Source organism: Pseudomonas sp. GCM10022186, from assembly GCF_042656385.1.
Classification (GTDB): Bacteria; Pseudomonadota; Gammaproteobacteria; order Pseudomonadales; family Pseudomonadaceae; genus Metapseudomonas.
In genome coordinates this window covers 71,386-97,931 of the sequence record NZ_JBHSOU010000020.1, presented here as the reverse complement: position 1 = coordinate 97,931, position 26,546 = coordinate 71,386, and the positions used below count along the sequence as shown (strand labels likewise).

The window sequence follows — 26,546 nt, the reverse complement described above, 5'->3', positions numbered from 1 at the left end:
TGCCAGGCGTTTTCGTAGCGGTCGTTGGGCTGGTCCGGGTTCTTGTAGATGCGCACCAGGCCGGGATGCTCCGGGTCGCTGCCGGCCACCGGGTGGTCTTCCAGTTCGCCGAAGCGGCGGGCGAAGGCCACATGCTCGGCGCGGCTGATGTCCTGGTCGCGGAGGAACAGCACCTTGTGCTGGAGCAGCAGGGCCTTGATCTCGGCGAACAGGCTGTCGTCACGGGCGGCATCGCCCAGGTTCACACCGCTGATCTCGGCGCCAATACTGCAAGTGAGTTGTTCTACGCGCATCTTGTTGTTCTCCTCAGGCGAAGTTTGTTCGGCCGTGCCGTGGGGCTTTCAGCGCGGTCCGTGAGGAGGAATCTAGGGACGAGGGGGGAGGGGGCGACCATTCATTTGATGACAGGGCTTTCGCAGTTGATGACAAGTTCCCGCGCGCCGATACGGGAATACTCTCGACATTGACCTGGGTCAGTTTTCGCGCAGGTATCGAGCCAGGTTCGAGACGAAGCCCCCTTCGATTTTCGCCTCCCGGCGAGTCTCTTTTTTTCAGTCGTCGAAATGCCGCCCACAAAAAAGAAACCCAAAAGGCTTGCCCCTCGTCTGCAAAGATTCAGGCGATGAACAGGCATCAGGATTACTGCGCCCTCTCAGCCGACCAGACGCTTGATATAGGCCTCCCTGAGCATTCGTGTGACGGTGCCGGGCTTGCCCGACCCGATGGGCTGCCCATCGATGGCGATCACGGGGTAGACCAGCGTGGTCGACGAGGTCACGAAGGCTTCGGCCGCCTGTTTCGCCTCCTCGAGGGAAAATGCCCGCTCCTCGATGCGGTAGCCGCACTCCTGGATGACCGTCAGCATGCTGGATCGGGCGATCCCCGGAAGCAGGGCCTGGGACAGCTCCCGTGTCACGATCGAGCCCTGGGCGTTCAGGATGAACGCGTTGTTCGAGCTGCCTTCGGTCACCAGCCCGTCGCGGACCAGCCAGGCGTCATCCGCGCCCTGTTGCCTGGCCGCCTCCTTTGCCATGCAGGCGTAGAGCAGCTGGGTCGTCTTGATGTCACTGCGTTGCCAGCGCAGGTCCGGCAGGCTGATGACCGACAGCCCGCGCTTGGCTATCGGACTATCCAGGATGGCCTTCTCCTGCGTGTAGATGACCCAGGTACAGGGCGTCGACTCATCCGGATAGGCGAAGTTGCGGTCCTGCACGCCACGGCTGACCTGGACGTAGACCAGGCCTTCGGTCACGGCGTTGAGCTTGACCAGCCGCGCGTGGATTGCGGCCAGCTCGGCTTCATCGAAGCTGGCGACCATCCCCAGCTCCAGGAGCGAACGGCGCAGCCGCGCCATATGGGCGGCGAAGTCGATCAGGCGCCCGCCGATCACCGCGGTGACTTCGTACACCGCATCCCCGAACATGAATCCACGATCGAATACGGAGATCTTGGCTTCGTTTTCGGGAAGGTAACTGCCATTGAGGTAGATAGTGCGCATGCTGGCTGATGCCTTTGCTGGGGACGTCCGCTATCGCTGGTGGCCTGCACCGGCTACTGGAACATCGAGGCCGACCTTGATGTTGCTCATCGACACGAGCGTCTTGAACCGCTTGACGTTGTTGCTCTCGAAGAACAGCTCCCTCGTGAGCTCGGTGTACTGCTCCATGTTCTTCACCAGCATGATGAGGACGAAGTCGCACTCACCCGCGACGTAGTAGCACTGCTGTACCTGGGGGCACGCGAGGAAGCTGCGCTTCATGGCGTCCAGCAGGTCCAGGCGCTCGCTTTCCACCTCCACCTCGGCGATGACCGTGAGTGCGTAGCCCAATCGCGAGGGGTCCACGACAGAGACTGTCTTTCGTATGACCCCATCCGCGTTCATCTTCTTCAGGCGGCGATTGACGGCGGCGGACGACAGGTTCACCTGGGCGCCAAGGTCCTGCTGGGATGTGGTGGCGTCCTGCTGGACGGCCTCCAGCAGGGCCTGGTCGAACTGATCGAGGTTCATTTCGGAAGGCTCTGAATGGAAAATCGGTAGCTGGCCCGAAAACGTAATAAAAGTTCATCGGCTAGCCGGAAATCAAGAAATCAGTACGGGATTGCGGGAATAACATTTACCCATTTACCAGAAACCCAGCGCCCCATGGGCTGCACCGGAGAGTCCGATGAGCAAGTGTCCCGATCTTCGCCTGAATGGCCTGATTCTGCTCCAGCAGATCCGCACCCTCGGTGAGATAGGTGCCGACCCGGCCAATGGTGGGCGTACCCGTATCGCCCTGACCGATGCGGAGAAGGCGGGCCGCGACCAGCTCGTTGCGTGGATGAGGGAGCTTGGCCTGGACGTCCGGATCGACCGTATCGGCAATATCTTCGGCACCCTTCGCTCCGCCACCGACCAGGGCGACCAGGCCCCTTTGATGATGGGTTCCCACATCGATACCGTGACCAACGCCGGCGCCCTGGATGGCTGCTACGGCGTGTTGGCGGGGCTCGCCGTGGCCCGTGCATTCCGCGAGGCGGACGTGCTGCCGTCGCGCTCCATCACCATCGGCGACTTCACCAATGAAGAGGGCGTTCGTTACCAGCCGGACATGATGGGCTCGCTGGTCCATGCCGGCGGGATGTCAGTCGAAGAAGCCCTGGCAACCATGGGCACCGACGGCACCCGCCTGGGCGACGAACTGCAACGCATCGGCTATGCCGGCGACCTCGAGCCGGGCGCCATCCTTCCCCATGAATACCTCGAGCTGCATATCGAGCAAGGCCCGATCCTGGAGGCCGAGAACGCCCTGATCGGCGTGGTCGAGAACCTGCAGGGCATCTCCTGGCAGCAGGTCGTCGTGCAAGGCAATGCCAACCATGCGGGCACCACCCCGACCCGTTTGCGCCACGATGCCGGCTATGTGGCCAGTGCTGTAGTGGCCGAATTGCGCCAGATCGCCAGGGACTCGGGCGGAACCACCCTGGCGACCGTCGGCTGCATGAGCTTCGAGCCCAATGTGATCAACGTCATTCCGCGCAAGGCCAGCTTCACGGTGGACTTGCGCGACCCCGACGAGGAACGGCTGGTCGCCGCTGAACGGCGTCTGGAAAAGTTCCTGGCCGTCATCGCGGAAGAGGAGGGCGTGCGGATCAGCAGCGAACGCCTGGTGCGTTTCCAGCCGGTGATCTTCGATGCCGGCCTGGCCGATGAAATCGAAGCCTCCGCCAGGCGCTTCGGCTTCAGCCACAAGCGCATGACCTCCGGTGCCGGTCACGACGCGCAGATGATCGCGCGGATCGCCCCGTCCGCAATGATCTTCGTGCCCAGCCGTGGCGGTATCAGCCACAACCCCCGCGAGCATACGGGTGACGATCAGTTGCTCAAGGGCGCCGAGGTGCTGCTCGACGTCATCGTCCGGCGCCTGAGCGCCAGCCACTGATCCATCGACCATTTCCAGGGCCCGTCGGCGTTCCTGGCGGGCATGGGCCCGGGTTTGCCCGATGAAGGAGCTGCCAATGTTGATCGCCAACCGCAACGCCAAGCGTGAAGCCTACCCCGATGACCTGAAGGGCATCATGAGCATCCGGAAGGCCAATGAGAGTCGCGCCTGGCTTTCCCAGTGGTCGCGGCTGAACAGCGCGGGTACGCCGCTGTACTCGTTGCCCGACCTGGCCGCGGAACTGGGGGTGGCGGACATCCTGGTCAAGGATGAATCGGAGCGTTCGCTGCTGGGCAGCTTCAAGGCGCTGGGTGCGCCCATCGCCCTGGTGCGCCTGATTCTTCGCCGGTTCCCGGAGCAGCGCTTCGAGGTGCGCGGCCTGCTGGCGGGTGAGTACGGCGCGGCGCTGGCCGATTTCACCGTGATCAGCGCGACCGACGGCAACCATGGCCGCGCCCTGGCAGCGGCGGCCCAGAGCGTCGGCTGCCGTTGCGTCATCGTGCTGCATGCCAACGTCAGCATCGAGCGTGAAGAGGCCATTGCGGCTTATGGCGCCGAGATCGTGCGGATCAGCGGCAACTACGACGAGTCGGTCGAGGAGGCGGCTGCACTCGCCGAAAAGAACCATTGGCTGGTGGTTTCCGATACCTCCTATGACGGCTATGAGGAGATCCCGCGCGACGTGATGCAGGGTTACGGCAGCCTCGCTGCCGAGATCATCGAGGCACTGGTCCGGCGTCAGGGCAGCGGCCCGGCGTTCACCCATGTGTTCCTGCAAGGCGGCGTTGGCGGCCTGGCGGCGGGCGTTGCCAGCTATCTCTGGGAACTCTATGGCGAGCGGCGCCCGACTTTCATCGTGGTCGAGCCGGAACAGGCCGATTGCCTGTACCAGAGCGCCATTGCCGGCGAGGCGGCCAAGGCCACCGGCTCGGTGGATTCGGTGATGGCGGGCCTCGCCTGTGGTGAAACCTCGCCATTGGCCTGGAAATTCCTGCAACCTAGCGTCGACTTCTTCATGACCATCGAGGATGACGAGGCGGTCAGTGCCATGCGCCGTTTGGCCGCCGGCAGCCAGCGCGATATCCCGCTGGTGGCGGGCGAGTCGGCGGTGGCCGGGCTCGCCGGGCTGGTGCGGATCGCCGCGTCGAAGGGCCTCAGCGCCGATGTCGGTATCGATGGGCAGTCTCGTGTCCTGCTGATCAGCACCGAGGGCGCCACCGCTCCGGGGGTCTACGCCGAACTGGTTGGCGAAACCGCCGACGCCGTCCTGTCCCGCCAGAAGGCCTGGTCGCCCACGGCCTGACTTCCACCCTCGATCCGACCAGGTAGGGTGCGCTGTGCGCACCAAGAACTGAGCTAGGCGCAGGGGTGATCCCGCAATCGGTGCGCATGGCGCACCCTACGGTGGGGCAACAGGAAGTCCAGGTGCTACGAATAAAAAAGGCCGCCAGTGTGCGGCGGCCAGGTCTCCAGCTTGTGGCTATCGACCAAGTAACGTCTGTCAGGGATCCCCGGGCCTCGTGCTGGGGAGCTCGAGACCCGGAGGAGCCGCAGATCGCAAAGGTGATCTGCGGGTGCGAGTGGTGTCGGCACCAAGCAGCCCGACACAAGTTGAATGACGACACCTCTCGTACGCGTTTGCCGTCCAGGCCTCAGCCGTTGCTGGGGAAGGCGAACTGCGCCGCCTCGTGGGTCGCGCGCTGCGGCCAGCGCTGGGTGATGGCCTTGCGACGGGTGTAGAAGCGCACGCCGTCCGGGCCGTAGGCGTGGAGGTCGCCGAACAGCGAGCGCTTCCAGCCGCCGAAGCTGTGGTAGCTCACCGGGACCGGCAGCGGCACGTTGACGCCGACCATGCCCACTTCGATCTCGTCGCAGAACAGGCGCGCGGCTTCACCGTCGCGGGTGAAGATGCAGGTGCCGTTGCCGTACTCGTGGTCGTTGATCAGCTGCATGGCGGCCTCCAGGCTGTTGACGCGGACGATGCACAGCACCGGGCCGAAGATCTCTTCCTTATAGATGCGCATGTCGGCGGTGACGCGGTCGAACAGGGTGCCGCCGACGAAGTAGCCGTCCTCATGGCCGGCCACGCGGTAGCCACGGCCGTCCACCACCAGCTCGGCACCGGCAGCGACGCCGTCGTCGATGTAGCCGACCACCTTGTCGCGGGCGGCGGCGGTGACCAGCGGGCCCATGTCCAGGCCGCTGCAGGTGCCGGCGCCGACCTTCAGGCCCTTGATCTGCGGGACGATCTTGTCCACCAGGGCATCGGCGATCGGGTCGCCCACGCACACGGCCACGGAGATGGCCATGCAGCGCTCGCCACAGGAACCGTAGGCCGCACCCATCAGCGCGCTGACGGCGTTGTCGAGATCGGCATCCGGCATCAGCACGGCGTGGTTCTTCGCGCCGCCCAGGGCCTGCACGCGCTTACCGCGCTTGGCGCCTTCGGTGTAGATGTACTCGGCGATCGGGGTGGAGCCGACGAAGCTGATGGCTTTGACTTCCGGCGCCTCGATCAGCGCGTCCACCGCTTCCTTGTCGCCGTGCACCACGTTCAGCACGCCCTTGGGCAGGCCGGCCTGGTGCAGCAGTTCGGCGATCAGCAGGGTGGAGCTCGGGTCGCGCTCGGACGGCTTGAGGATGAAGGTATTGCCGCAGGCGATGGCCAGCGGGTACATCCACAGCGGCACCATGGCCGGGAAGTTGAACGGGGTGATGCCGGCGACTACGCCGAGCGGCTGGAAGTCGCTCCAGGCGTCGATGTTCGGGCCGACGTTGCGGCTGTATTCGCCCTTGAGGATTTCCGGGGCGGTGCAGGCGTATTCGACGTTCTCGATGCCGCGCTTGAGCTCGCCGGCGGCGTCTTCCAGGGTCTTGCCATGCTCTTCGCTGATCAGCTGGGCGATGACCGCCTCGTTCTGTTCCAGCAGTTGCTTGAAGCGGAACAGCACCCGGGCGCGCTTGGCCGGCGGGGTGTTGCGCCAGGCCGGGAAGGCGGCCTTGGCGGCGTCGATGGCCCGCTGCACGGTGGCGCGGCTGGCCAGGCCCAACTGGTGGATGGCCTCGCCGGTGGACGGGTTGAACACCTCGGTGGTGCGGCCTTGGTCAGCGATGCGTTCGCCATTGATCAGGTGCGGGATGCTGCTCATGGAGGCTCCTCGGCGTGAATGCCGTTGGGCGGGTTGGGCGTCTTCTCCAGCTTGTGTCGAATGAATGGGTGAGTTAAAGCTAGATTTACTTCACTTAACTTATTGAAAAACTCACCTATGCCCAAAAAGCCTCCCCTGAGCCAGGTCAGTGACTTCGACCTGAAGCTCCTACGACTCTTCAAGACGGTTGCCGAATGCGGAAGCTTCGCCGCGGCGGAAGGCGCGCTGGGCATCACCCGCTCGGCCATCAGCCTGCACATGGGCGACCTGGAGAAGCGCCTCGGCATGCGCCTGTGCCAGCGTGGCCGGGCCGGCTTCGCCCTTACCGACGAGGGGAGGGAGGTGCTGCGCGCCAGCGAAACGGTACTGGTGGCCATCGAAGGCTTCCGCAGCGAGGTCAACCAGATGCACCAGCAGCTGCGCGGCGACCTCAATGTCGGCATCGTCAACAACCTGGTGACCCAGCCACGGATGCGCATCACCCAGGCGCTGAAGGCGGTGCGGGCGGAAGGGGCGGGGGTGCGCATCAACCTGAGCATGAGCACCCCGGGCGAAATCGAGCGGGGATTGCTCGACGGCCGCCTGCACGTGGGCGCGGTGCCGCTGATCACGCCCTTGTCGGGGCTGGACTACAGCCTGCTCTACGAGGAGCGCTCGAACCTCTACTGCAGCCATGAGCACCCGCTGTTCGAGCGCGCCGGCGACGTCAGCAACGAGGACCTGCGCAGCGCCGACGCCGTGGTCCCCAGCTACCGCATGACGGCCGAAGCCATCGGCCTGCACCAGCTGCTCAACTTCGCCGCTTCGGCCACCGATCGCGAGGGCATCGCCTTCCTGATCCTCACCGGCAGCTACATCGGTTTCCTCCCTGACCACTACGCGGCGGCATGGGTGGAGAAGGGCCTGATGGCGCCGCTCGGCCCGGATCGCCTGTTCTTCGAGGCGAAACTGGCGGTGGCGACCCGCAAGGGGCGCCGGCAGCACCTGATCCTCGAGCGCTTCCTCGACGCCCTCCAGCGCACCCGCTGATCCCTCCCTAACGCCCGCCCCATCACGCCCGCACCGGTCGAGCCAGTCGTTTGACGGCTCGACCGGCGAGTCATTGCCGCAAAAAAATCCATGACGGCCTGTTGACACGAAGTTTTGCTCGGTCCTAATCTGCATACAGCGCTGCACACATTGAAATGCACATCACAACACACAGCGCCAAATCGATAGCTGACTCTTCTGCCTACAACAACAACGTTCCCGGAGAGATTCAAAATGGCTCGGTTCTTCTCTCGCTCCATCCGCAATCTGATCGCTTGCGCCACCGCAATCGGCGCGTTGCTCTCCCAGGCCCCTGCCCAGGCGGCCGATACGCAAATCTGGAAAGACATCCAAAAGGCCGGCGTGCTGCGCTGCGGCGCGGCTGTGGCTGCCCCGTATGTCATGCGCGATGCGGCCTCCGGCCAATACAGCGGTTACTTCGTGGACCTGTGCCGCGACTTCGGCGAGAAGGTGCTGAAGGTCAAGGTGGAGTTCGTCGATACCAACTGGGACAACCTGGTTGCCGGCCTGCAAAGCGGCAAATGGGACCTGGCCATGGCCCTCAACCAGACCCCGGAACGCGCCCTGGCGGTGTCCTTCTCGGCACCGGCGACCGACTATCAGGTGTCGCTGCTGGTCAACAAGGACAACCCCAAGTTCGCCGGCGCCGGCAACACCATCGCCGACTATGACAAGGAAGGCGTGACCTTCGCCGTGATGTCCGGCACTGCCCAGGACAAGGCGATCTCCGCCGTGGTCAAGACCGCGAAGATCATGCGTCTGCCCGGCATGGACGAGACCCGCCTGGCGGTGATGTCCCGTCGCGCCGATGTGCTGGTGGATGCCAGCGACACCAATCATCTGTTCGCGGTGGCCAACCCCGACTGGGCGAAAGAGGTGCTGCCCAAGCCTGCCCTCGCCAAGCAAGGTGTCGCCTTCGGTCTGCGCCGCGATGCCAGCGCCGCCGACCTGCAGGTGCTGAACATCTACGTCACCCAGCGTCGCGAGACCGGTGAGATCGACGCCCTCGTCGACAAGGCCTCAAAGCTGGCCAACGCCGCAGAAAAAACCGCCCAGTGATCTCTCGTTGACCCCTGAGGGTCCCCCTGCGGGGCCCTCCCGGAGAATCTCCCTATGAATTCCCCCTATCTGGTGGCCGCCCAGCCACAGTCTGCGTTCGCCTCCGATTCGGCTTCCGGCGACTTCATCCAACTGCGCAACGTGTGCAAATCCTACGGCGAGCAGCTGGTGGTGATGGACAACCTGAACCTGGACATGCGTGCCGACGACCGCCTGGTGATCATTGGTCCGAGCGGCAGCGGCAAGAGCTCGCTGCTGCGGGTCCTGATGGGGCTCGAGGGTATCCAGGGCGGGACCATCAGCTTCCAGGGCAAGCCCTATATCAACGGTGGCTCCACTCGCGCAAAGACCCTGGACGAGGGCCTGCGGACCCAGATCGGCATGGTCTTCCAGCACTACACCCTGTTCCCGCACCTGTCGGTGCTGAGCAACCTGATCCTGGCGCCCACCAAGGTCCATGGTGTCTCCAAGGCCGAAGCCACCGAGCGTGCCCGCATGTACCTGGCGCGCCTGGGGCTGGAAAGCAAGCTCAACGCCTATCCCAGCCAGCTGTCCGGCGGCCAGAAGCAGCGCGTGGCCATCGCCCGGGCGTTGATGCTGGAACCCAAGCTGATGCTGTTCGATGAAGTGACGTCCGCCCTCGACCCGGAAATGGTCATCGAGGTGCAGAACGTGATGCTGCAGCTGGCCGAACAGAAGATGGCGATGATCATCGTCACCCACGACATGCACTTCGCCCGGCACATCGCCACCCGGGTGGTGTTCTGCGCCAACGGCAAGGTGGTCGAACAGGGCCCGCCGGAGCAGATCTTCACCCAGCCCAAAGAAGCCCGTACCCGGGAATTCCTCGAAAAAGTCCTGCACCTGGACTGAGGGCGAAGCCATGAACTACCAATTCGACTTCCACTTCCTGAGCGGCAATTTCGGCGTCCTCTGGGACGGCCTGAAGGTGACGCTGGAGCTGGCGCTGGTCTCCAATCTCATCGGCCTGGTCTGCGGTTTCGGCCTGTGCCTGATGACCCTGAGCCGCTGGTTCTTCGTCCGCTGGCCGGCCCAGCTGTTCATCGAGTTCTTCCGCTGCACGCCGGCGCTGCTGCAGATCGTCTGGTTCTTCTACTGCGTGCCGATGCTGTTCAACGTGTTCATCGACCCGGTCGCCATGGGCTTCCTGGCGTTGGGCCTGAACCTCACCGCGTTCAACGCCGAGGCCTACCGGGCCGGTGTCCAGGCGGTGCCGCGCGAGCACCTGGACGCCTGCGTCGCCCTGGGCCTGCGGTCCTGGCAGCGCACGCTGTACGTGGTGTTGCCGCAGGCCCTGCGCAGTGCCTTGCCGGTGCTCATCACCAACGGCATCGGCACTCTGCAGCAGAGCGCGCTGGTGGCCATCGTCGCCGTCTCCGACCTGATGTACGTGGGCAAGAGTCTGGCCACCGAGGCCTACCGCCCGCTGGAAACCTACACCCTGATCGCCCTGGTCTATTTCGCTCTGTCCCTGCCCATCGCCCAACTGGTGCAGTTGATCGAGCGTCGCCAGGACGCCGCGGCCGCGCGCTGAGGAGAACGCCATGACCCTAGACTTCGCCATCGTCCTTACCTACTGGCACGTGCTGGCCAAAGGCCTGGCGCTGACCCTGGCCATCACCCTCGGCTGCGCCCTGGTCGGCAGCCTGGGCGGCTTCCTGCTCAGCCTGCTGCGCCTGTCCCGTGCCCGGTTGCTCAAGCTGCCCACCACCCTCTATGTGGAGTTCTTCCGCGGCACGCCGCTGCTGATCCAGTTGTTCTGGGTGTTCTTCTGCTTCCCGGTGGTGTTCGGCGTGGATATCCCGCCTTACCTGTCGGTGGTGATTTCGCTGACGCTGTACATGGCGGCCATCACCAGCGAGACCTTCCGCGGCGCGCTGAAGTCCATCGCCGGCGAACAGCATGACGCCTGCACCGCGCTGGGCCTGACCTCGCGGGTGAAGGTGCTCTACGTGATCTTCCCGCAGGCGCTGCTGCGGGCCATTCCGCCGCTGCTGTCGAACGTGGTCAGCCTGTTCAAGGAAAGCGCGCTGATCTCCTCGGTGGGGATCGCCGACCTGATGTTCGTCGGCCAGAACATTTCCAACAGCACGGCCCGGCCGGTCGAGTTCCTCTCCGCCGTCGCCGTCATCTACTTCCTCGTGGCTTTCCCGCTGACCCGGCTGGTCGGCGTGGTCGAAGCCCGGATGCTCCGGCGCTACGCCTACTAACCCCCCAAAAAGCACCCTCCTGGAGAGTTCATCATGCAATTGAAAGGCATCCTGCCCGCCCTCGTCACGCCCTTCGACAAGTCCGGCGCGGTCGATCACGAAACCCTGGCTTCCATCATCGAGTACCAGCTCAAGGCGGGCGTCAGCGGCTTCGTGCCCCTGGGCTCCACCGGCGAGTACTACGCCCTGACCAACGAAGAGCGCCGCCAGGTCATGGCAACCGTGAAGGAAGTGGTGGGTGACCGTGGCGTGCTCATCGCCGGCGCCAACGGCTCCTGCACCCGCGAAGTGATCGAGCAGGTCAGGCAGACCCGCGACGCCGGCTACACCAATGTGCTGATTGCGCCGCCGTACTACGCGCTGCCGTCCCAGTCGGAGCTGATCGGCCACTACCAGGCGATCCTCGATGCGGTGCCGGATGTCAACGTGGTGCTCTACAACTACCCGGTGCGCACCAACGTGGAAGTCGGCTTCGACGTGCTGGAAGCCTTCAAGGACAACGCCCGTGTAATCGCCATCAAGGAAAGCAGCGGCAACCTGCTGCGCGCCATCGAGATCGGCAACACCTACAAGGACAACTACCAGCTGTCCTGCGGCTCCGACGACCAGGCCCTGGACTTCTTCCTGTGGGGCGCCAGCAGCTGGATCTGTGGCCCGGCCAACTGCTTCCCGGACCAGGTGGTGGATTTCTACCGCAAGTATTCCTCCGGCGACCTGGCCGGCGCCCAGGCGGTGATGCGTTCGCTGTTCCCGGTGATGGCCAGCATGGAGTCCGGCAAGTTCATCCAGAAGGTGAAGTACGGCTGCGAACTGGCGGGCTTCAACGCCGGCAACGCGCGCATGCCGCTGCAACCCTTGACCGATGACGAGAAGGCCGAGTTCCGCAAGGTATTCGAAGCTTCCCAGCGTTGACCCGAAGCCGGCATCGGCTCCAAATGGAGTCGATGCCGAAAACCCGAGAGAGCAGAGATGACCAGCCAAGTTTTCACCTGTATCGAAGGCCACACCGAAGGCATGCCCGTGCGTATGGTGGTGGGCGGCGCACCGGAACTGCGCGGTGCGACCATGAGCGAGCGTCGCCAGCATTTCATCGAAGCGTACGACTGGGTCCGTCGGGCCCTGATGCTGGAACCCCGTGGCCACTCGCACATGTCGGGAACCCTCTTCTATCCCCCGGTCAGCGCCGAGGCCGATTTCAGTCTGCTGTTCATCGAGACCTCCGGCTGCCTGCCGATGTGCGGTCACGCCACCCTCGGCTCCATCACCTTTGCCCTGGAAGCGGGGCTGGTGACGCCGAAGACGCCGGGCCAGGTGGTGGTGGATGTTCCGGCCGGCCAGATTCGTGCCCGTTACGAGCGGCAGGGCGACAAGGTCACCTCGGTGCGCTTCACCAACGTGCCGGGCTTCCTGCTGTACCAGGACGTGCAGATCTACCTGCCGCAACTGGGCAAGCTGAAGCTCGACATCGCCTACGGTGGCAACTTCTATCCGATCATCGAAGTCCAGGCCAACTACGCCGGCTGCGAACACTTCACGCCCGAGCAACTGCTGGAGTGGGGCAGGGAAGTGCAGCGCCTGGTCAACGCCAATTTCGATGTGGTGCACCCGGAAGACGCCTCGATTCGCGGCGTGAAGCACTGCATGTGGACCGGCCATCCGCTGGCCAAGGACTCCCACGGGCGTGCTGTCGTCATCGCCGGTGACAGCCTGGTGGACCGTTCACCCTGCGGCACCGGTACCTCCGCGCGGGTTGCCCAGCGTTTCGCGCGTGGCTGGCTGGCCGAAGGCGAAGCCTTCCGTCACGAGAGCATCATCGGCAGCCGCTTCACCGGCCGTGCCGAAGCTACCACCACCCTGTCGAACGGAGCTTCGGCTGTTTATCCGAGCATCGAGGGCAGTGCCTGGATCACCGGGCGGGCCGAGTTCTTCGTGGATGACACGCAGCTGTACTGGGATGGTTTCTCCCTCGGCGATTTCGTCGGCAAGAAGGGGGATGTATGAATCCTCAACAAGGCCAGCTCGTGGAATCGGCGGTCGTCATTGGCGGCGGTATCGTCGGTGTCTGCTGTGCCCTGTACCTGCAGCGCGAGGGCTACCAGGTCACCCTGGTGGACCCGGCCGCGCCGGGCGACAGCACGGCGAAGTGGAGCTGCGGCCAGATGGCGGTGAGCGAGGTCATCCCGCTGTCCAAGCCCGGCATCCTGAAGAAGATCCCGTCCTGGCTGCTGGATCAGAAGGGGCCGCTGGCCCTGCGCCCCAGCGCGCTGCCGGGCATCCTGCCGTGGTTCCTGCGCTTCGTCGCCTGTGCCCGCCACTCGAAGATCGTCGAGATCGCACGGGCCATGACCAGTCTCACCGAGACCGTGTACGAGGATTACGCGCCGCTGCTGGACGCCTGCGCGGACAAGACCCTGCTCGGTGAACGGCCGATCCTCGAAGTGTTCGATTCCCCCTCGGCCATCACCCACGAGAAGCCCCACCTGGAGCTGCGCGAGTCCCTGGGCTTCAAGGCCGAGATTCTCGATGCCAAGGCGATTTCCGACCTGGAGCCGGTTTTGGCAGGCAAGTTCAACCAGGGCCTGCTGTTCCCGGACTGGCGTTCGGTGAGCGACACCAAGGGCTTCATCGCCGCCCTGACCCAGAGCTTCCTCGATCAGGGTGGTGTGCGTGTCCGCGACCAGGTGAAGCGGATCGACGAAGTGGCCGATCGCGCCACGGGCGTCACGCTCAAGAGTGGTGATCGACTGCCGGCCAATCATGTGGTGGTGGCGGCAGGCACCGGTTCCCGGGAGTTCTTCGCCCAACTCGGCGCGAGCATCCCCCTTGCCGGCATTGCTGGTTACCAGGTGCTGCTGCCCAATCCGGGCGTGGAGGTTCGCCACTCGGTGATCTATGCCGACGGCGGCTTCTGCTTCAGCCCCATGACCCGCGGCCTGCAGATCGGCGGCACCATCGAGTTCGCCGGCCCCAATGCCGAACCCAACTTCAAGCGCGCCGACATCATCCTGGAAAAGGCCCGGCGGATCCTGCCGCAGCTGCAGACCAGCCAGTTCGAGTACGGCGTCGGCTACCGCCCGTTCCTGCCGGACACCAAACCGGTGATCGACCGTTCCGCGCGGCTTGGCAACGTCTACATGGCCTTCGGCCACGGCCAACTGGGCCTGACCCTTGGCGCCACCACTGGGCGCCTGATTGCCGACCTGGTCGCTGGACGACCGACCGCACAAGACCTGACGCCCTTCAGCGCCAACCGTTTCGCTTTCATTGGAGGACTCGCATGACTTCGTATGACCAGCTCTATATCAATGGCCAGTGGGTTACCCCGGTCAAGGGTGGCACCTTCGACACCCTCGATCCGAGCAGCGAGGCGCTGATCGCCAGGGTCGCAGCCGCCACCGCAGAGGATATCGACCTGGCGGTGAAAGCCGCTCGCCAGGCCTTCGACGAAGGTCCCTGGCCGCAGATGAGCGGTTCCGCCCGCGCTGCTGTGCTGCGCCGCATCGCTCAGGGCATCCGCGACCGCCAGCAGGAACTGGCCGAGCTGGAAGTCCGCGACAACGGCAAGCCGCTGCCCGAGGCGCTCTGGGATATCGGCGATACCGCCGGATGCTTCGACTTCTACGCGGACCTCGCCGAAGACCTCGACAGCCATCTGGAACAGCCCGTAGCCCTGGCGGACGAGCGTTTCAGCTCGGTGGCGCGCAAGGAGCCGGTGGGTGTGGCCGGGGCGATCATTCCCTGGAACTTCCCCATGCTGATGGCCGCCTGGAAAGTCGCTCCGGCACTTGCCGCCGGTTGTAGCATGGTGCTCAAACCCTCCGAACTGACTCCGCTGACTGCCCTGGAGCTGGCGCGCATCGCCGACAAGGCCGGGCTGCCTGCCGGCGTACTGAACCTGGTTCCGGGCCTGGGGCCGGACGCCGGCGCGCCGCTGGCCGAGCACCCCGGCATCGACAAGCTGGCCTTCACCGGCAGCGTGCCCACCGGCAGCCGGATCATGCAGGCCGCCGCCAAGGACATCAAAAACATCAGCCTGGAGCTGGGCGGCAAGTCGCCTTTCATTGTCTTCGCTGACAGCGATATCGAAGCGGCCGTCGAGTGGATCATGTTCGGCATCTTCTGGAACCAGGGCCAGGTCTGCTCCGCCACCTCCCGGGTGCTGGTCCAGCGCGAGCTTTATGAGCCTCTGCTCAAGCGCCTGAAGGAAGAGGCCGAAATGGTCCGCATCGGCAATGGCCTGGAAGAGGGCGTGCTGCTCGGCCCACTGGTGAACAAGGGCCAGTACGACAAGGTGCTGGCCGCCATCGCCCGCGGGAAGGAGGAGGGCGCGCGGCTGGTCTACGGCGGCGAGCGTCCGACCGGTTTCGACCAGGGCTTCTACCTGCAACCGACCATCTTCGCCGACGTGCCGGAAGACAGCTGGATCTGGCAGGAAGAAATCTTCGGCCCGGTAGTCTGCATGCGTCCCTTCGACAATGAAGACGAAGCCCTGCGTTCGGCCAACGACTCCCGCTTCGGCCTGGCCGCCGCCGTGATGTCGAAAGACCTTGCGCGCTGCGAACGGGTGGCCCGCAAGCTGCGCGCCGGCATCGTCTGGATCAACTGCTCGCAACCCACCTTCACCGAGGCGCCCTGGGGCGGCTACAAGCAGAGCGGCATCGGCCGCGAGCTGGGCGAATGGGGCCTGAACAACTACCTGGAAACCAAGCAGATCACCCGCTACGACAGCGAACAGCCCTGGGGCTGGTACATCAAGTAAGGAGGACGCCATGCGCTGGAAAAAGACCCTGCAACTGGTGGACGTCCACTGCGAAGGCGAGATCGGCAAGGTCATCACCGGAGGTGTGGTCGGCATCCCCGGCGAGACCATGCTGGACAAGATGAACTACATCAACGAAGTGGATGACAGCCTACGCCGGCTGGTGGTGCTGGAGCCGCGCGGCTGCCTGCAGATGTCGGTCAACCTGCTGTTGCCGCCGACCCGGCCTGAGGCCCAGGCGGGCTTCATCGTGCTGCAGGCGGACAAGGCCCATCCCATGTCCGGCAGCAACTGCATCTGCGTGGTCACCGCGCTGCTGGAACTGGGCATGGTGCCGATGCAGGAGCCGGAAACCACGGTTGTGCTCGATACCCCCGCCGGCCTGGTGACCGCCAGGGCCCGCTGCGAGGACGGCCGCTGCCTGAGCGTTTCGCTGGATATGGTGCCGGCCTTCGTCGAGCAGCTGGACGTGGCCATCGAGACGGAAGCCTTCGGCACCATCAAGGCCGATATCGCTTTCGGCGGCGTGTACTACGCCCTGGTGGATGTGGACCAGGTTGGGCTGTCCATCGCGCCCGAGAATGCCCGTGAGCTGGCCAGCGCCGGCGTGGCACTGAAGGAGGTGATCAACCGCCAGGTCGATGTGCAGCATCCACTGTTCAGCGCCCTCGATGAGGTTGCCTACGTGATGTTCCGCAATCGTCTCGACGGCAGCACTTACCAGACCTGCACCACCTTGCCGCCGGGGCGTGTGGACCGCTCGCCCTGCGGCACGGGCAGCTCGGCCAACCTGGCCACCCTGGCTGCACGCGGATTGGTGGAGGTGGGGGATCGGCTGACCTCCCGTTCCACCATCAATGGGGAGTTCCAGGTCCAGCTGCTCGGCCGCACCGAAGTGGGTGGCAAGCCCGCCGTTCTGCCGCGAGTGACCGGGCGTGCCTGGATCTACGGCATCCAGCAGCTGGGCGTGGACCCGGACGACCCCTTGGCCGCGGGCTTCATGTTGAGCGATACCTGGGGGCCGGCGTTTCCACATTAACTCAAGCGCGTACTTGTGAGCGGCAGGCCGGTTTGTTGGCCTTCACCGACGCGGGTTCCTGATTACAACTTGGAGAAACGCAATGCGCTTTAAGCAAGTTCTATCCGTAGTGGACTGCCATGCCGAGGGCGAAAGCGGCAAGGTAATTGTCGGTGGTGTGGGCCGGGTGGCTGGCCAGACCATGTTCGACAAGCGGGTTCACCTGGAAACCCACATGGACCATATTCGCAAAATGGTGCTATTCGAGCCGCGCGGTGCCGTCTGGCACAACGCCAACATTGTCCTGCCGTCCAATCACCCTGAAGCCGACATGGGCTATGTGATCCTGGAAACCACCGAGTACCCGGCGATGTCGGGCTCGAACACCATGTGTGTGGCGACGGTACTGCTCGAAACCGGCATCCTGCCGATGCAGGAGCCGGTCACCAATCTGACGCTCGAATCGCCTGCCGGCCTGATTCATGTGCGTTGCGAGTGCTCCGCTGGCAAGGTGACCAGTGTCCGCCTCGTGAACCAACCCGCCTTCTGCTATCACCTCGACAAGCACATCGAGGTCGAAAGGCTTGGTACCGTACGGGTCGATATCGTCTATGGCGGCATGACCTTCACGATGGTCGATGCTGCTGATCTGGGCTTCACTATCGATCCGTCCGAAGCGCGCGAACTGTGTGAAATCGGTCAGAAACTGAAGTTCGCGGCTGCCCAGCAACTGGCGGTCGAGCACCCCGAGAACCCCGCCATTCCGGGTATTACCAACACTGAGTTCATGGGGCCCCTGCGTCGTGAAAGTGGCCAACTGATCTCGAAGAACTGCGTGGTGGTGTCCCCCGGTCGTTGTGATCGGTCCCCCTGCGGTACTGGCTCGTCGGCCAGGCTGGCATTACTGCATGCAAAAGGATTGATCAAACCCGGTCAGACCTTCATCCACGAGTCCATCACCGGTAGCCGGTTTACCTGTGCCATTGATGGCCTGGCCGAGGTCGGCCGTTATCCAGCTGTTATCCCGGCCATTGCCGGTCAGGCTTGGATTACCGGCCTGTATCAGATGGGGATGGACCCTACCGACCCTTACCAGGAAGGCTTCACCGTGGCTGACACCTGGATGACCACCGTGTAACCACCAATGCTCCCCTCAGGGATGAGAGGGCCCCGTCCAGCACGCGGGTCAGCGGAGCTCGTCTGTACTACTGGGATGATTACCATGGGCGTAGTGACGATCGATGCGCAAAACAATGTTCGAAGGCACGGAGGACGCTACATCTACGAGGAGTTGCGCAAGCAGATCCTCACCCTCCAGCTGCGCCCCGGCGTGCAGCTGGACGAAGTGTCGCTGGCCGCGCAGTTCGGGGTTTCCCGTTCTCCGGTGCGCGATGCCCTGGCGCGTTTGATCAGCGAGGGGCTGGTCACCATCCTGCCGAACCGCACCACGCTGGTGACGCCTTTCGAGATCGAGGAGTTTCCCAATTACATTGCCGCCCTCGACCTGACCCAGCGCGCGGTGACCCGTCTGGCGGCGGTCAATCGCACGGATGACGACCTGAAGCGCATCCGCCAGGCCAATGCCGCGTATATCAAGGCGCTGGACGGCGGCAACTTCCAGGCGATGTCCGAACTGAACAAGGGCTTCCACCTGGAAATCGCCAGGGCAGGCAGAAATCCCTACCTGACCAGCTACTACGAGAAGCTGCTGGGTGAGGGGCAGCGGCTACTGCACCTGCATTTCGATTTCATCGTCAGCTCGGCAAAGTTCGGCCGTCCGGATGGGGATCACGACGAGATCATCGAGGCGATCACGCGGCAGGAAGCCGATGCCGCGGAACGTGCATCCCACGAACATACGATTCTGTTCCGCGATCGTTTCCTGGAGTTCATGAAGCAGAACCTGACGAAGAACATCTCCGTTCTCTAGGCGGTCAGCTCCAGCCTCCAGTCGCGTTCAACATGCAATGACCCAGTGCATTCAATCCGTCACCACGACCAGACTCCGCGATGCAGACAAAGCAATTCCCGCGACATATCGCCGTCCTGCTGCTGGCCGCCCTGGCCTGTGCTTTCGCCGGCAACCACATCGCCGCCCGCATCGCCTTCGATGACGGGGCAGGCCTGCTGCTCGCCATCCTCTGCCGCTCCGGCGTCACCATGCTGGCCCTCGGCATCCTGGTGCTCTGGCGACGGGAGTCCCTTCGTCTCGGCGCCGGGGTGCTTGGCTGGCAGATCCTGGTGGGCTGCCTGATTGGCCTGCAAAGCTTCTGCATCTATTCCGCGGTTGCCCGGATTCCGGTTGGCCTGGCCCTGCTGGTGGTCAATCTCGCACCGGTCTTTCTGGCGGTGTTCACCTACGTCCTTGGCGGCCCGGCGCCTACGCGTCGAGCGGCGTTCCTCATGCTGGTAATCCTCTGCGGCCTGCTGATAGCCCTGGATGTGCCGACGATCCTTGCCGACAAGGGAGCGCCGGACCAGCGCTGGCTCGAGGGCGTGCTGTTCAGCCTGGTCGGCGCGGCGGTGTTCGCTGCCGCCATGTGGGTTTCGGACAACCGCCTGTCCCGGATGGCCGGGACGGTGCGCAGCATGCTGACCATGGCCCTGGTGTTCCTGCTCGCCAGCATGGCCGGTATCGCCGGCGTGGTCCCCGGGGGCCTGGCGCTGCCGGAAACGCTGGGAGGGGGGATCGCCCTGGTGTTCCTGGTGGCGTTCTATGGCGCGGCGTTCTCCACGCTGTTCATCTGCATGCCGAGGCTGGATATCGCGCGCAATGCGCCGGTGATGAACGTGGAGCCGGTGGCCGGCCTGCTGTTCGGCTGGCTGGTACTCGACCAACGGCTCAGCGGGTTGCAAGTCTTCGGGGGAGCCATGGTGGTCGCCGGGATAGTGCTGCTGGCCCACAGGCGCCACGGCTGAGCCATTTCGCCAGCAGGGGCGCTGCGTTACTCTTGCCGACAAGACCCCAGGCCGTCAGCCGTACTGGGCAACAAGCAGAGAGTGGCCGATGAGCAACGATGCAGTAGAGCCGGAAAGCAACGGCCGTCGACATGGCGGGCGATTCATCTACGAAGAGCTGCGCAAGCAGATCCTCACCCTGAAACTCAAACCGGGCTCGCCGCTTGATGAGGTCTCGCTCGCCACGCAGTTCGGCCTGTCCCGCTCTCCCGTGCGGGACGCCCTGGCGCGGCTCATCACCGAAGGGCTGGTGACCATCCTGCCCAACCGCACCACGCTGGTGACGCCCTTCGAGATCGAGGAATTCCCCAACTATGTGGCAGCCCTGGACCTGATCCAGCGTGCCGTGACGCGACTGGCGGCGCTGCAGCGCACCGATGAGGACCTGGAGCGGATTCGGGCTGCCGAGGCGACCTACATGGACTCGATCACCCAGGGCGACTTCCAGGCGATGACCGAGTTGAACAAGACGCTCCACATGGAAATTGCCCGTGCCGGCAAGAACCCCTATCTCACCAGCTATTACGAGAAGCTGCTGGGCGAAGGCCAGCGCCTCCTGCACCTGCATTTCGACTACGTCATCAGCTCCGCCCGCCAGACGAAGCTGGGGCGTGACCACGAGGAGATAGTCGAAGCCATCGCTGCCCGCGACGCCGATGCGGCGGAAAACGCCGCCCACGAGCACACCATGCTGTTCCAGCGGCGCTTCCTGGATTTCATGCAGCAGAACCTCACGTCGCAGATGAGGATCTCGTAGGTATCGGGAATGTGGGGCTGGGGCCGGTCACCGGGGGAACGCCCGAATTCAGGCCCCGCATCCCCGGGGCCTGATCTTGCGGAAGATCAGACTGCAGCGGCCGGGCTCCGGCCCAGTACCCGCTCATACTCCCCCTGCGCGGTTTCCTCCGAGAATTCACCGGCCCACTTGGCTACGACGACGGTCGCGACACTGTTGCCGATGGTGTTGCAGGTGGCGATGGCCATGGACATGAAGCGGTAGACGCCGAATAGCAGCGCCAGGCCTTCCACCGGCAGTACGCCGATGGCGGTGACGGTCGCGGCGAAGACTACGAAACTGCCCCCCGATACTGCCGCGGCGCCCTTGGAGGTCACCAGCATGATGGCGACTATGCCCAGCTGCTGCTCCCATGACAGCGGCACGCCGTAGGCGTTGGCGATGAATAGCACGCACAGCGACATGTAGATCGAAGTGCCGTCCAGGTTGAAGGCGTAGCCGGTGGGCAGCACCAGGCCGACGCTCTGTTTGGAGCAGCCGAGCTTCTCCAGCTTGTGCAGCAGGCGCGGCAGGGCGCTCTCGGAAGAGGCAGTTCCGACGACGATGAAGACCTCGTCCTTGATGTATTTCAGGAAGCGCCACAGGCTGAAGCCGGAGAGGCGGCACACCGCACCCAGCACCACGGCGATGAACAGGATTACCGCGACGTAGAACATCAGCACCAGGTTCGCCAGAGACATGAGCACGGCAGTGCCGTTGCTGCCCACGGCGTAGGCCACCGAACCGAAGGCGCCCAGGGGAGCGAACTTCATGATCAGGTTGATGAACTCGAAGAAGCACTCCGAAACCCGATTCAGGCCGTCCTCGATCACCACGCGGCGCTCTTCCTTCAGTGCCAGCAGGGCGAAGCCGAACAGCACCGAGATCACCAGCACTTGCAGCAACTGGCCACCGGCGAACGCGCCGACGAAGTTGTCGGGGAAGATGCCGTAGATGAACTCCATGGTGGACGAAGGCGCATGGCCCTTGGCCAGGGCGGCCGCCGCGGCGGCGGAAGTGGCACTGTTGGGGTGGGCGTCGTGCATGCCGGAGCCTATGTCCAGCAGGTTGCCCCAGGCGAGGCCGATGGCCAGCGCGATGGTCGATACCACTTCGAAGTAGACCAGCGCACGCCAGCCCACCTTGCCGACGCGCTTGATGTCGCCGGCGGAGGCAATGCCATGGACCACGGTGAAGAACACCAGGGGTGCGACGGCGGTCTTGATCAGCTTGAGGAAGATATCGCCGAGGATCTTGAACTGGGCGGCCAGTTCCGGAGCGATGAAGCCGAAGGCGATGCCCAGGGCCATGGCAGCGATGACCTGGAAGGTCAGGTCGCGGTAGAACGGCTTTTTCGGGGAAGCAGTCATGTCTGCGATCTCTTATTGTCGTTATCGGTAAGGCGCATGAAGCAGGCCCCGCCAGTCCGCGGAACCTGCGGTAGGGCTCAGCGCTTGACCGCGCCTTCGCGGGCCAGTGCGCGGTCCACCATCTGCGGTGCCAGGCCTAGGTAGTTGGCCGGATCGGTGAGGCGCTCCAGTTCGGCGCGGTCCAGGCGCGCGGTGACTTCCGCACGCGCCAGCAGGGCGTCCAGCAGGCTGATGCCGTCCTCGTTGGCGACGCGGCAGGCGCCGTAGACCACGTCGTGGGCGACCTGGCGGCCCAGGGCAGGGGCCAGACCCATCATCACCGCCTCGGCGACGATAAGGCCGCGGGTCATGTCCAGGTTCTGGCGCATGCGCTCGGTGCGCACTTCCAGTCCGGCGAGCATGAACTTCGCCTGGCACAGGGATGCGGCGGACAGGGCGAAGGCTTCCGGGATGGCCACCCATTCGGCCTGCCAGGGGCCGGTGGAGCGCTCGAAGTCCTGGATCATCGCATCGAGCATCAGCCCCGCCTGCTGGCGTACGCCCTTGGCGGCGGCGTACATCAGCTCGCAGGAAATCGGGTTGCGCTTCTGCGGCATGGTGCTGCTGGCGCCACGGCCCTTGACGAAGGGCTCGTACACCTCGCCCAGTTCGCTGGTCATCATCATCATCACGTCCAGGGCGATCTTGCCCAGGGAACCGGTGACCAGGCCGAGGAAGTTGAGGGTTTCCGCCAGGCCGTCGCGGGCCACGTGCCAGGTGGCCTGGGGCGCGCCGAGGCCGAGTTCATCCATCAGCGCTTCCTGCACGTCCAGGCCCTTGTCGCCGAGGGAGGCGAGGGTGCCGGCGGCGCCGGCAAACTGGCCTATTTCCACGCGCGGGCGCAGTTCCACCAGGCGCTCGGCGTGGCGGTCGAACATGCTCAGCCACACGGCGCATTTGTAGCCGAAGGTGATGGGCAGCGCATGCTGCAGGTGGGTGCGGCCGGCCATGGGGGTGTCACGGTAGCGTTTGGCGAGATCCGCCAGCAGGCCGCGCACGGCCTGGACGTCGCGCTCGACTATGGCCAGGGCAGCGCGGACCTGGAGCACTACGGCGGTATCCATGATGTCCTGGGTAGTGGCGCCCCAATGCACATAGCGACCGGCTTCGCCGCAGATTTTCGACAGCTGTTCCACCAGCGGCAGGATCGGGTATCCGACGATCTCGGTCTCGTGCTGCATCAGTTGCAGGTCGAGAGCCTCGTAACGGGCGAGGGCGGCGATCTGTTCGGCTGCTTCGGCGGGAATCACGCCACAGCGCGCTTCGGCCTTGGCCAGGGCGATTTCGACTTCGATATAGCGCTCGATGAGCGCCTTGTCGGAGAACACGGCACGCATTTCGGCGGTGCCGAACATATCGCGGAAGAGGGCAGAGTCGAAAACGGTAGTAGACATGGCGTAATCCTGGGTTGCTTGTTATGTCCGTACATATTGAAATGTACGGACATATGAATACGCCCGGACTGATACACTGTCAATCTGTTGTGTGTTCCAGGACTGACGAACGGCATGAACGAAGCTCGCTACGCGCTGGTGGCCAAGGACTTGAAAGACAAGATCGCCAATGGGGGCTACCCGGTGGGGTCGTTGCTGCCCACGGAGCTGGAGTTGTGCGAGCTCTACGAGGTGAGCCGGCACACGGTGCGTGCGGCCATCACCCAGCTGCAGAACCTGGGGATGGTGTCGCGGCGCAAGCGGGTTGGAACACGGGTCGAATCTTCAGCGCCCAGCGGCGGCTACCGGCACTCGCTGGAGTCGGTGGAAGACCTGGTGCACTTGGCCGAAACCCAGGTGCGCAGCATCCAGAACGTCCGACATTTCGTGGCCGACATCGCCGAGGCCGAGCGCCTCGACCTGCAGCCGGGTGGCCATTACTTCTGCATTTCGAGCATCCGCATCGACCAGGGCCGGGAAAGCGCCCCCATGTGCTGGACGGACGTATATGCGGATGAGGCCTATGCCGAGGTCATCCCGCTGGCGGAGCAGCATCCGGGCGAGCTGATTTCCGCGCTGATCGAGCGCAGCTTCGGCCGTCGCATCGACGTGATCGACCAACAGGTGCGGGCGGTGCTGATCTCGCCTGAGCTGGCGCAGAAGCTGACGGCCGAGCCCGGCACGCCGGGGCTGAAGATCACCCGCCACTACCGCGACGAGCAGGGCAAATTGGTGGTGGTTTCGGAAACCGTGCATCCCGATGATCGCTTCACCCTGGTGATGCAGATGAAGCGGGAGAAGCCGTAATCGCCGATTTCCGGAGAGATGGTCTTCACTCCGAATGATGGGGGCGCATCCCTTTCTGCAACGATTTCGCTCAGGTGTCCTGATGGCGCGCCTTTCACTCGGTTTCAGGCTCGTGCTGGCTTCAGGATGACTCTGGACCTGCCGGTGCGCGTCACCCCTCTCCTGTTCAGGGAGAGGGATGCGTCCGGCAGTTCGTAGGACGGGGCGGGCGGCGTTCCGCGAGTTGCGATACCCATCAGCCCTGTCCGCATGGGTATCGCTCCGCTCGCGGAGCGCCGCCCGACCCATCCTACGGGGGCGATGCGGCGCCCGGTTTGTGTTGGCTTCAGGAGGGCATTGGGCTCGCCGGCGCGCGTCACCTCTCTCATCTTCAGGGGTGAAGAGACAGTTTTCGGAAGCACCGCTTCCGGTGCCAATGAACGCCTGAGCGCGAAGCGATCGGGCCGGGGCGCAGAGCGGGGGACGGGGGAGAGGGATGCATCCTACGGGGGCGATGCGGCGCCCGGTTTGTGTTGGCTTCAGGATGTCTTTGGGCTCGCCGGCATCAACCCTTGATGGATCGCTCCCGCAACTCCCGCGTCTGCTCCAGCAGCCAATCGCGGAGTATCTGCATTTCCATCGACCCGGCCAGGTCGCGGCGGCAGACGAAGTAGTGCTTGCGATCATCGGCAAGAACGGTCTCGTTGGTCGGCCTTACCAGCTTGCCCGCGTCCAGCTGCGGCTGTACCAGGTGCCGCCAGGCCAGACCGACGCCTACTTCCTCCTGGACCGCGTCCAGCAGCATCGAAAAATGGCTGAAATCCATGGTTTCCTTGCACCTGGCGGCATCGAGGCCGAACTGCTTCAGCCAGAACGACCAATCGACAGGCGCCCAGAGCCTGGCTTTCCAGTGGCTCGCACTGAGGTTCAGCAACGTGACGCTCATCAGCCCGTCGAGGGTCGTGATATGGGGGTGCTGTTCGAGAAAACCGGGTGTACAGACGGGGAATATCTCTTCGGAGAAGAGGTATGTGGCCACGTACTGCGGGTGCTCCTCGAGCCCCAGGGTCACGGCGGAGCTGAAGCTTTCCTGGTAGTCCGGGTTTGCCTCGGAGCTGATCAGGTGCAACTGGAGTTCAGGATGCTGGGCCCGCAGTCGCTTCAGCCTCGGCATCAGCCAGAGCTGGGCGAAGGCGGTGGTGGTGATCAGGGCCAGGTAGTCCAGGCTATTGCGTCGCAGCAGTTCGCGGGACGTAGCGGCTATGTGCTGCAGGGCGGAGGAGGCCGCCAGGTACAACGCATTGCCGTCGCTGGTGAGTTGGACCTTGCGGTTGCCGCGCAGGAACAGCTTCAGGCCATAAAAATCCTCCAGCGCCTGGATCTGGCGACTGACCGCTGCCTGGGTCACGCAGAGTTCCTCCGCCGCCAACTTGAAACTGCCGTGGCGGGCGGCCGCTTCGAAGGTGCGCAGCGCATTCAATGGCGGGAGTAGCTGCCTGAGGTTGCTCATTGGGCGCACCTGTCGATTCGGACACTGCGAACAGTTAACCAGAACGCAACTGGGAATGACAGGTTATGGCGATATTGTTGCCGGAATCTGCGCTGGATGCCTGCAGTTCACTTAACCAAAAGCTAAGTGAATGCCACGCAAAACTCGTTTGTCAGCAGATCGCGAACTATCGAATATCGACCTCACATCACCCCACCCGGAGGCACCAAAACAATGAGGTTCGAAAACAGGATTGTCGTGATTACCGGAGGCGCCGGTGGCGTCGGTCAGGCCCTGGTCCGGCTGTTCGCCGCCGAAGGTGCACGCCTGATGATCTCGGACATCAATGCCGACGGCTGCCAGGCGATGGTCGACCAGGCCCGTGTCCTCGGCGCCGAGGCCGACTGCCTGGCGGGCAATCTGCGGGAGAAGGAATATTGTGAAGCGGTCATCGCCCGGGCGGTCGAACGCTTCGGCGGTGTCGACATCCTGCTCAACAACGCCGGCATCATTCCCCGCGGAACCATCGAGGAAACCACCGACGAGATGTGGTTCACGGCGATGGACGTCAACCTGAATGCGGTGTTCTTCCTCTGCCGCGCCGCCATCCCCCATATGAAACAGCGTGGCGGCGGTGCCATCGTCAACACGTCTTCGGTCTGGGGCACCTATCCGGGTCCTGGCCACGTCGCCTACTGCACCAGCAAGGGGGCGGTGGCGGCACTGTCGAAGAACCTGGGCCGGGACTGCGCTCCGCTGGGCATCCGCGTCAATGCCGTCTGCCCGCACGAAATCAACACGCCGATGATCCGCAGTGGCTTCGAGCGCCGGGGCCTGGACCCGGACAAGGCCATCGAGGAGCTGAACAAGACCGTGCCGCTGGGCCGCATCGCCGAGCCGGAGGATATCGCCGATGTGATCGCCTTCCTGGCTTCCGACCAGGCCCGCTACATTGCCGGCGAGACGGTGGAAGTCACCGGCGCCAAACCGGTTTCAGGCTGAGGAACG

25 protein-coding genes are annotated in these 26,546 nt (G+C 64.2%); 18 read left to right on the top strand and 7 right to left on the bottom strand.

Translation table 11 applies throughout. The features are described from left to right. The 3 genes from ACFPU0_RS10770 to ACFPU0_RS10760 all read right to left on the bottom strand — a co-directional run. The coding region (locus tag ACFPU0_RS10770) for a TauD/TfdA dioxygenase family protein (RefSeq protein WP_377692955.1) at positions 1 to 293 on the bottom strand (293 nt) is incomplete at its 3' end. Between the two features lie 359 nt (positions 294 to 652). Further along, positions 653 to 1,498, bottom strand: coding sequence for a D-amino-acid transaminase (locus tag ACFPU0_RS10765; protein ID WP_377692954.1), 846 nt, complete (start codon positions 1,496 to 1,498; stop codon positions 653 to 655). A gap of 30 nt (positions 1,499 to 1,528) precedes the next feature. After that, positions 1,529 to 2,008 (bottom strand): Lrp/AsnC family transcriptional regulator, encoded by a 480-nt coding sequence (locus ACFPU0_RS10760; protein ID WP_377692953.1) that lies wholly within the window; start codon positions 2,006 to 2,008, stop codon positions 1,529 to 1,531. Positions 2,009 to 2,165: 157 nt separating this feature from the next. Here ACFPU0_RS10760 and ACFPU0_RS10755 point away from each other — a divergent pair, with 157 nt between their 5' ends. After that, on the top strand, positions 2,166 to 3,422 hold the full coding sequence (locus ACFPU0_RS10755) for a Zn-dependent hydrolase (protein WP_377692951.1): 1,257 nt from the start codon (positions 2,166 to 2,168) through the stop codon (positions 3,420 to 3,422). A gap of 76 nt (positions 3,423 to 3,498) precedes the next feature. Continuing rightward, complete coding sequence (locus tag ACFPU0_RS10750; protein ID WP_377692950.1) at positions 3,499 to 4,725, top strand: diaminopropionate ammonia-lyase; 1,227 nt, start codon at positions 3,499 to 3,501, stop codon at positions 4,723 to 4,725. 349 nt (positions 4,726 to 5,074) lie between these two features. Here ACFPU0_RS10750 and ACFPU0_RS10745 read toward each other — a convergent pair whose 3' ends face one another. Further along, the gene (locus tag ACFPU0_RS10745; RefSeq protein ID WP_377692949.1) at positions 5,075 to 6,571 is read right to left on the bottom strand and encodes a CoA-acylating methylmalonate-semialdehyde dehydrogenase; all 1,497 of its coding nucleotides are present in this window, start codon (positions 6,569 to 6,571) and stop codon (positions 5,075 to 5,077) included. A gap of 117 nt (positions 6,572 to 6,688) precedes the next feature. Here ACFPU0_RS10745 and ACFPU0_RS10740 point away from each other — a divergent pair, with 117 nt between their 5' ends. The 14 genes from ACFPU0_RS10740 to ACFPU0_RS10675 all read left to right on the top strand — a co-directional run bounded on the left by ACFPU0_RS10740 (position 6,689) and on the right by ACFPU0_RS10675 (position 20,403). Then, positions 6,689 to 7,600, top strand: a complete 912-nt coding sequence (locus tag ACFPU0_RS10740; RefSeq protein WP_377692947.1) for a LysR family transcriptional regulator — start codon at positions 6,689 to 6,691, stop codon at positions 7,598 to 7,600. A gap of 234 nt (positions 7,601 to 7,834) precedes the next feature. After that, positions 7,835 to 8,680 carry a transporter substrate-binding domain-containing protein gene (locus tag ACFPU0_RS10735; protein WP_377692946.1) on the top strand — a complete coding sequence of 282 codons (846 nt, stop codon included), beginning with the start codon at positions 7,835 to 7,837 and terminating at the stop codon, positions 8,678 to 8,680. A gap of 54 nt (positions 8,681 to 8,734) precedes the next feature. Further along, positions 8,735 to 9,553, top strand: a complete 819-nt coding sequence (locus tag ACFPU0_RS10730; RefSeq protein WP_377692945.1) for an amino acid ABC transporter ATP-binding protein — start codon at positions 8,735 to 8,737, stop codon at positions 9,551 to 9,553. A gap of 10 nt (positions 9,554 to 9,563) precedes the next feature. Beyond that, positions 9,564 to 10,235: an amino acid ABC transporter permease gene (locus ACFPU0_RS10725; protein ID WP_377692944.1), complete on the top strand. Its 672-nt coding sequence runs from the start codon at positions 9,564 to 9,566 to the stop codon at positions 10,233 to 10,235. 10 nt (positions 10,236 to 10,245) lie between these two features. Continuing rightward, a complete protein-coding gene (locus ACFPU0_RS10720; protein ID WP_377692943.1) occupies positions 10,246 to 10,911 on the top strand; it encodes an amino acid ABC transporter permease in 666 nt (221 codons plus the stop codon). Positions 10,912 to 10,944: 33 nt separating this feature from the next. Beyond that, a complete protein-coding gene (dapA, locus tag ACFPU0_RS10715) occupies positions 10,945 to 11,823 on the top strand; it encodes a 4-hydroxy-tetrahydrodipicolinate synthase (protein ID WP_377692942.1) in 879 nt (292 codons plus the stop codon). Positions 11,824 to 11,880: 57 nt separating this feature from the next. Next, entirely contained in the window at positions 11,881 to 12,912 is a 1,032-nt protein-coding gene (locus ACFPU0_RS10710; RefSeq protein ID WP_377692941.1) for a 4-hydroxyproline epimerase, read from the top strand. Then, positions 12,909 to 14,192 carry an NAD(P)/FAD-dependent oxidoreductase gene (locus tag ACFPU0_RS10705; RefSeq protein WP_377692940.1) on the top strand — a complete coding sequence of 428 codons (1,284 nt, stop codon included), beginning with the start codon at positions 12,909 to 12,911 and terminating at the stop codon, positions 14,190 to 14,192. Before ACFPU0_RS10710 ends, ACFPU0_RS10705 begins: the two co-directional genes overlap by 4 nt. Next, positions 14,189 to 15,670, top strand: coding sequence for an aldehyde dehydrogenase family protein (locus tag ACFPU0_RS10700; RefSeq protein WP_377692939.1), 1,482 nt, complete (start codon positions 14,189 to 14,191; stop codon positions 15,668 to 15,670). Before ACFPU0_RS10705 ends, ACFPU0_RS10700 begins: the two co-directional genes overlap by 4 nt. A gap of 10 nt (positions 15,671 to 15,680) precedes the next feature. Beyond that, on the top strand, positions 15,681 to 16,709 hold the full coding sequence (locus ACFPU0_RS10695; RefSeq protein WP_377692938.1) for a proline racemase family protein: 1,029 nt from the start codon (positions 15,681 to 15,683) through the stop codon (positions 16,707 to 16,709). Between the two features lie 82 nt (positions 16,710 to 16,791). After that, positions 16,792 to 17,826 carry a proline racemase family protein gene (locus ACFPU0_RS10690; RefSeq protein WP_377692937.1) on the top strand — a complete coding sequence of 345 codons (1,035 nt, stop codon included), beginning with the start codon at positions 16,792 to 16,794 and terminating at the stop codon, positions 17,824 to 17,826. A 75-nt stretch (positions 17,827 to 17,901) separates the two neighbouring features. Next, positions 17,902 to 18,618, top strand: coding sequence for a GntR family transcriptional regulator (locus ACFPU0_RS10685; RefSeq protein ID WP_377692936.1), 717 nt, complete (start codon positions 17,902 to 17,904; stop codon positions 18,616 to 18,618). 80 nt (positions 18,619 to 18,698) lie between these two features. After that, the gene (locus ACFPU0_RS10680) at positions 18,699 to 19,607 is read left to right on the top strand and encodes an EamA family transporter (RefSeq protein ID WP_377692935.1); all 909 of its coding nucleotides are present in this window, start codon (positions 18,699 to 18,701) and stop codon (positions 19,605 to 19,607) included. 88 nt (positions 19,608 to 19,695) lie between these two features. Beyond that, the gene (locus ACFPU0_RS10675) at positions 19,696 to 20,403 is read left to right on the top strand and encodes a GntR family transcriptional regulator (protein ID WP_377692934.1); all 708 of its coding nucleotides are present in this window, start codon (positions 19,696 to 19,698) and stop codon (positions 20,401 to 20,403) included. Positions 20,404 to 20,489: 86 nt separating this feature from the next. On the opposite strand, the gene dctA is transcribed toward ACFPU0_RS10675, so the two are convergent. Beyond that, positions 20,490 to 21,791 carry a C4-dicarboxylate transporter DctA gene (dctA, locus tag ACFPU0_RS10670; RefSeq protein WP_377692933.1) on the bottom strand — a complete coding sequence of 434 codons (1,302 nt, stop codon included), beginning with the start codon at positions 21,789 to 21,791 and terminating at the stop codon, positions 20,490 to 20,492. Positions 21,792 to 21,868: 77 nt separating this feature from the next. After that, on the bottom strand, positions 21,869 to 23,224 hold the full coding sequence (gene pcaB, locus ACFPU0_RS10665) for a 3-carboxy-cis,cis-muconate cycloisomerase (RefSeq protein ID WP_377692932.1): 1,356 nt from the start codon (positions 23,222 to 23,224) through the stop codon (positions 21,869 to 21,871). Between the two features lie 114 nt (positions 23,225 to 23,338). On the opposite strand from pcaB, the gene ACFPU0_RS10660 reads away from it, so the two are divergent. Next, positions 23,339 to 24,070 (top strand): GntR family transcriptional regulator, encoded by a 732-nt coding sequence (locus ACFPU0_RS10660; RefSeq protein WP_377692931.1) that lies wholly within the window; start codon positions 23,339 to 23,341, stop codon positions 24,068 to 24,070. A gap of 544 nt (positions 24,071 to 24,614) precedes the next feature. On the opposite strand, the gene ACFPU0_RS10655 is transcribed toward ACFPU0_RS10660, so the two are convergent. Next, positions 24,615 to 25,559, bottom strand: coding sequence for a LysR substrate-binding domain-containing protein (locus ACFPU0_RS10655; protein WP_377692930.1), 945 nt, complete (start codon positions 25,557 to 25,559; stop codon positions 24,615 to 24,617). A gap of 213 nt (positions 25,560 to 25,772) precedes the next feature. On the opposite strand from ACFPU0_RS10655, the gene ACFPU0_RS10650 reads away from it, so the two are divergent. Beyond that, complete coding sequence (locus ACFPU0_RS10650; protein WP_377692929.1) at positions 25,773 to 26,540, top strand: SDR family NAD(P)-dependent oxidoreductase; 768 nt, start codon at positions 25,773 to 25,775, stop codon at positions 26,538 to 26,540. Positions 26,541 to 26,546: the final 6 nt, after the last annotated feature.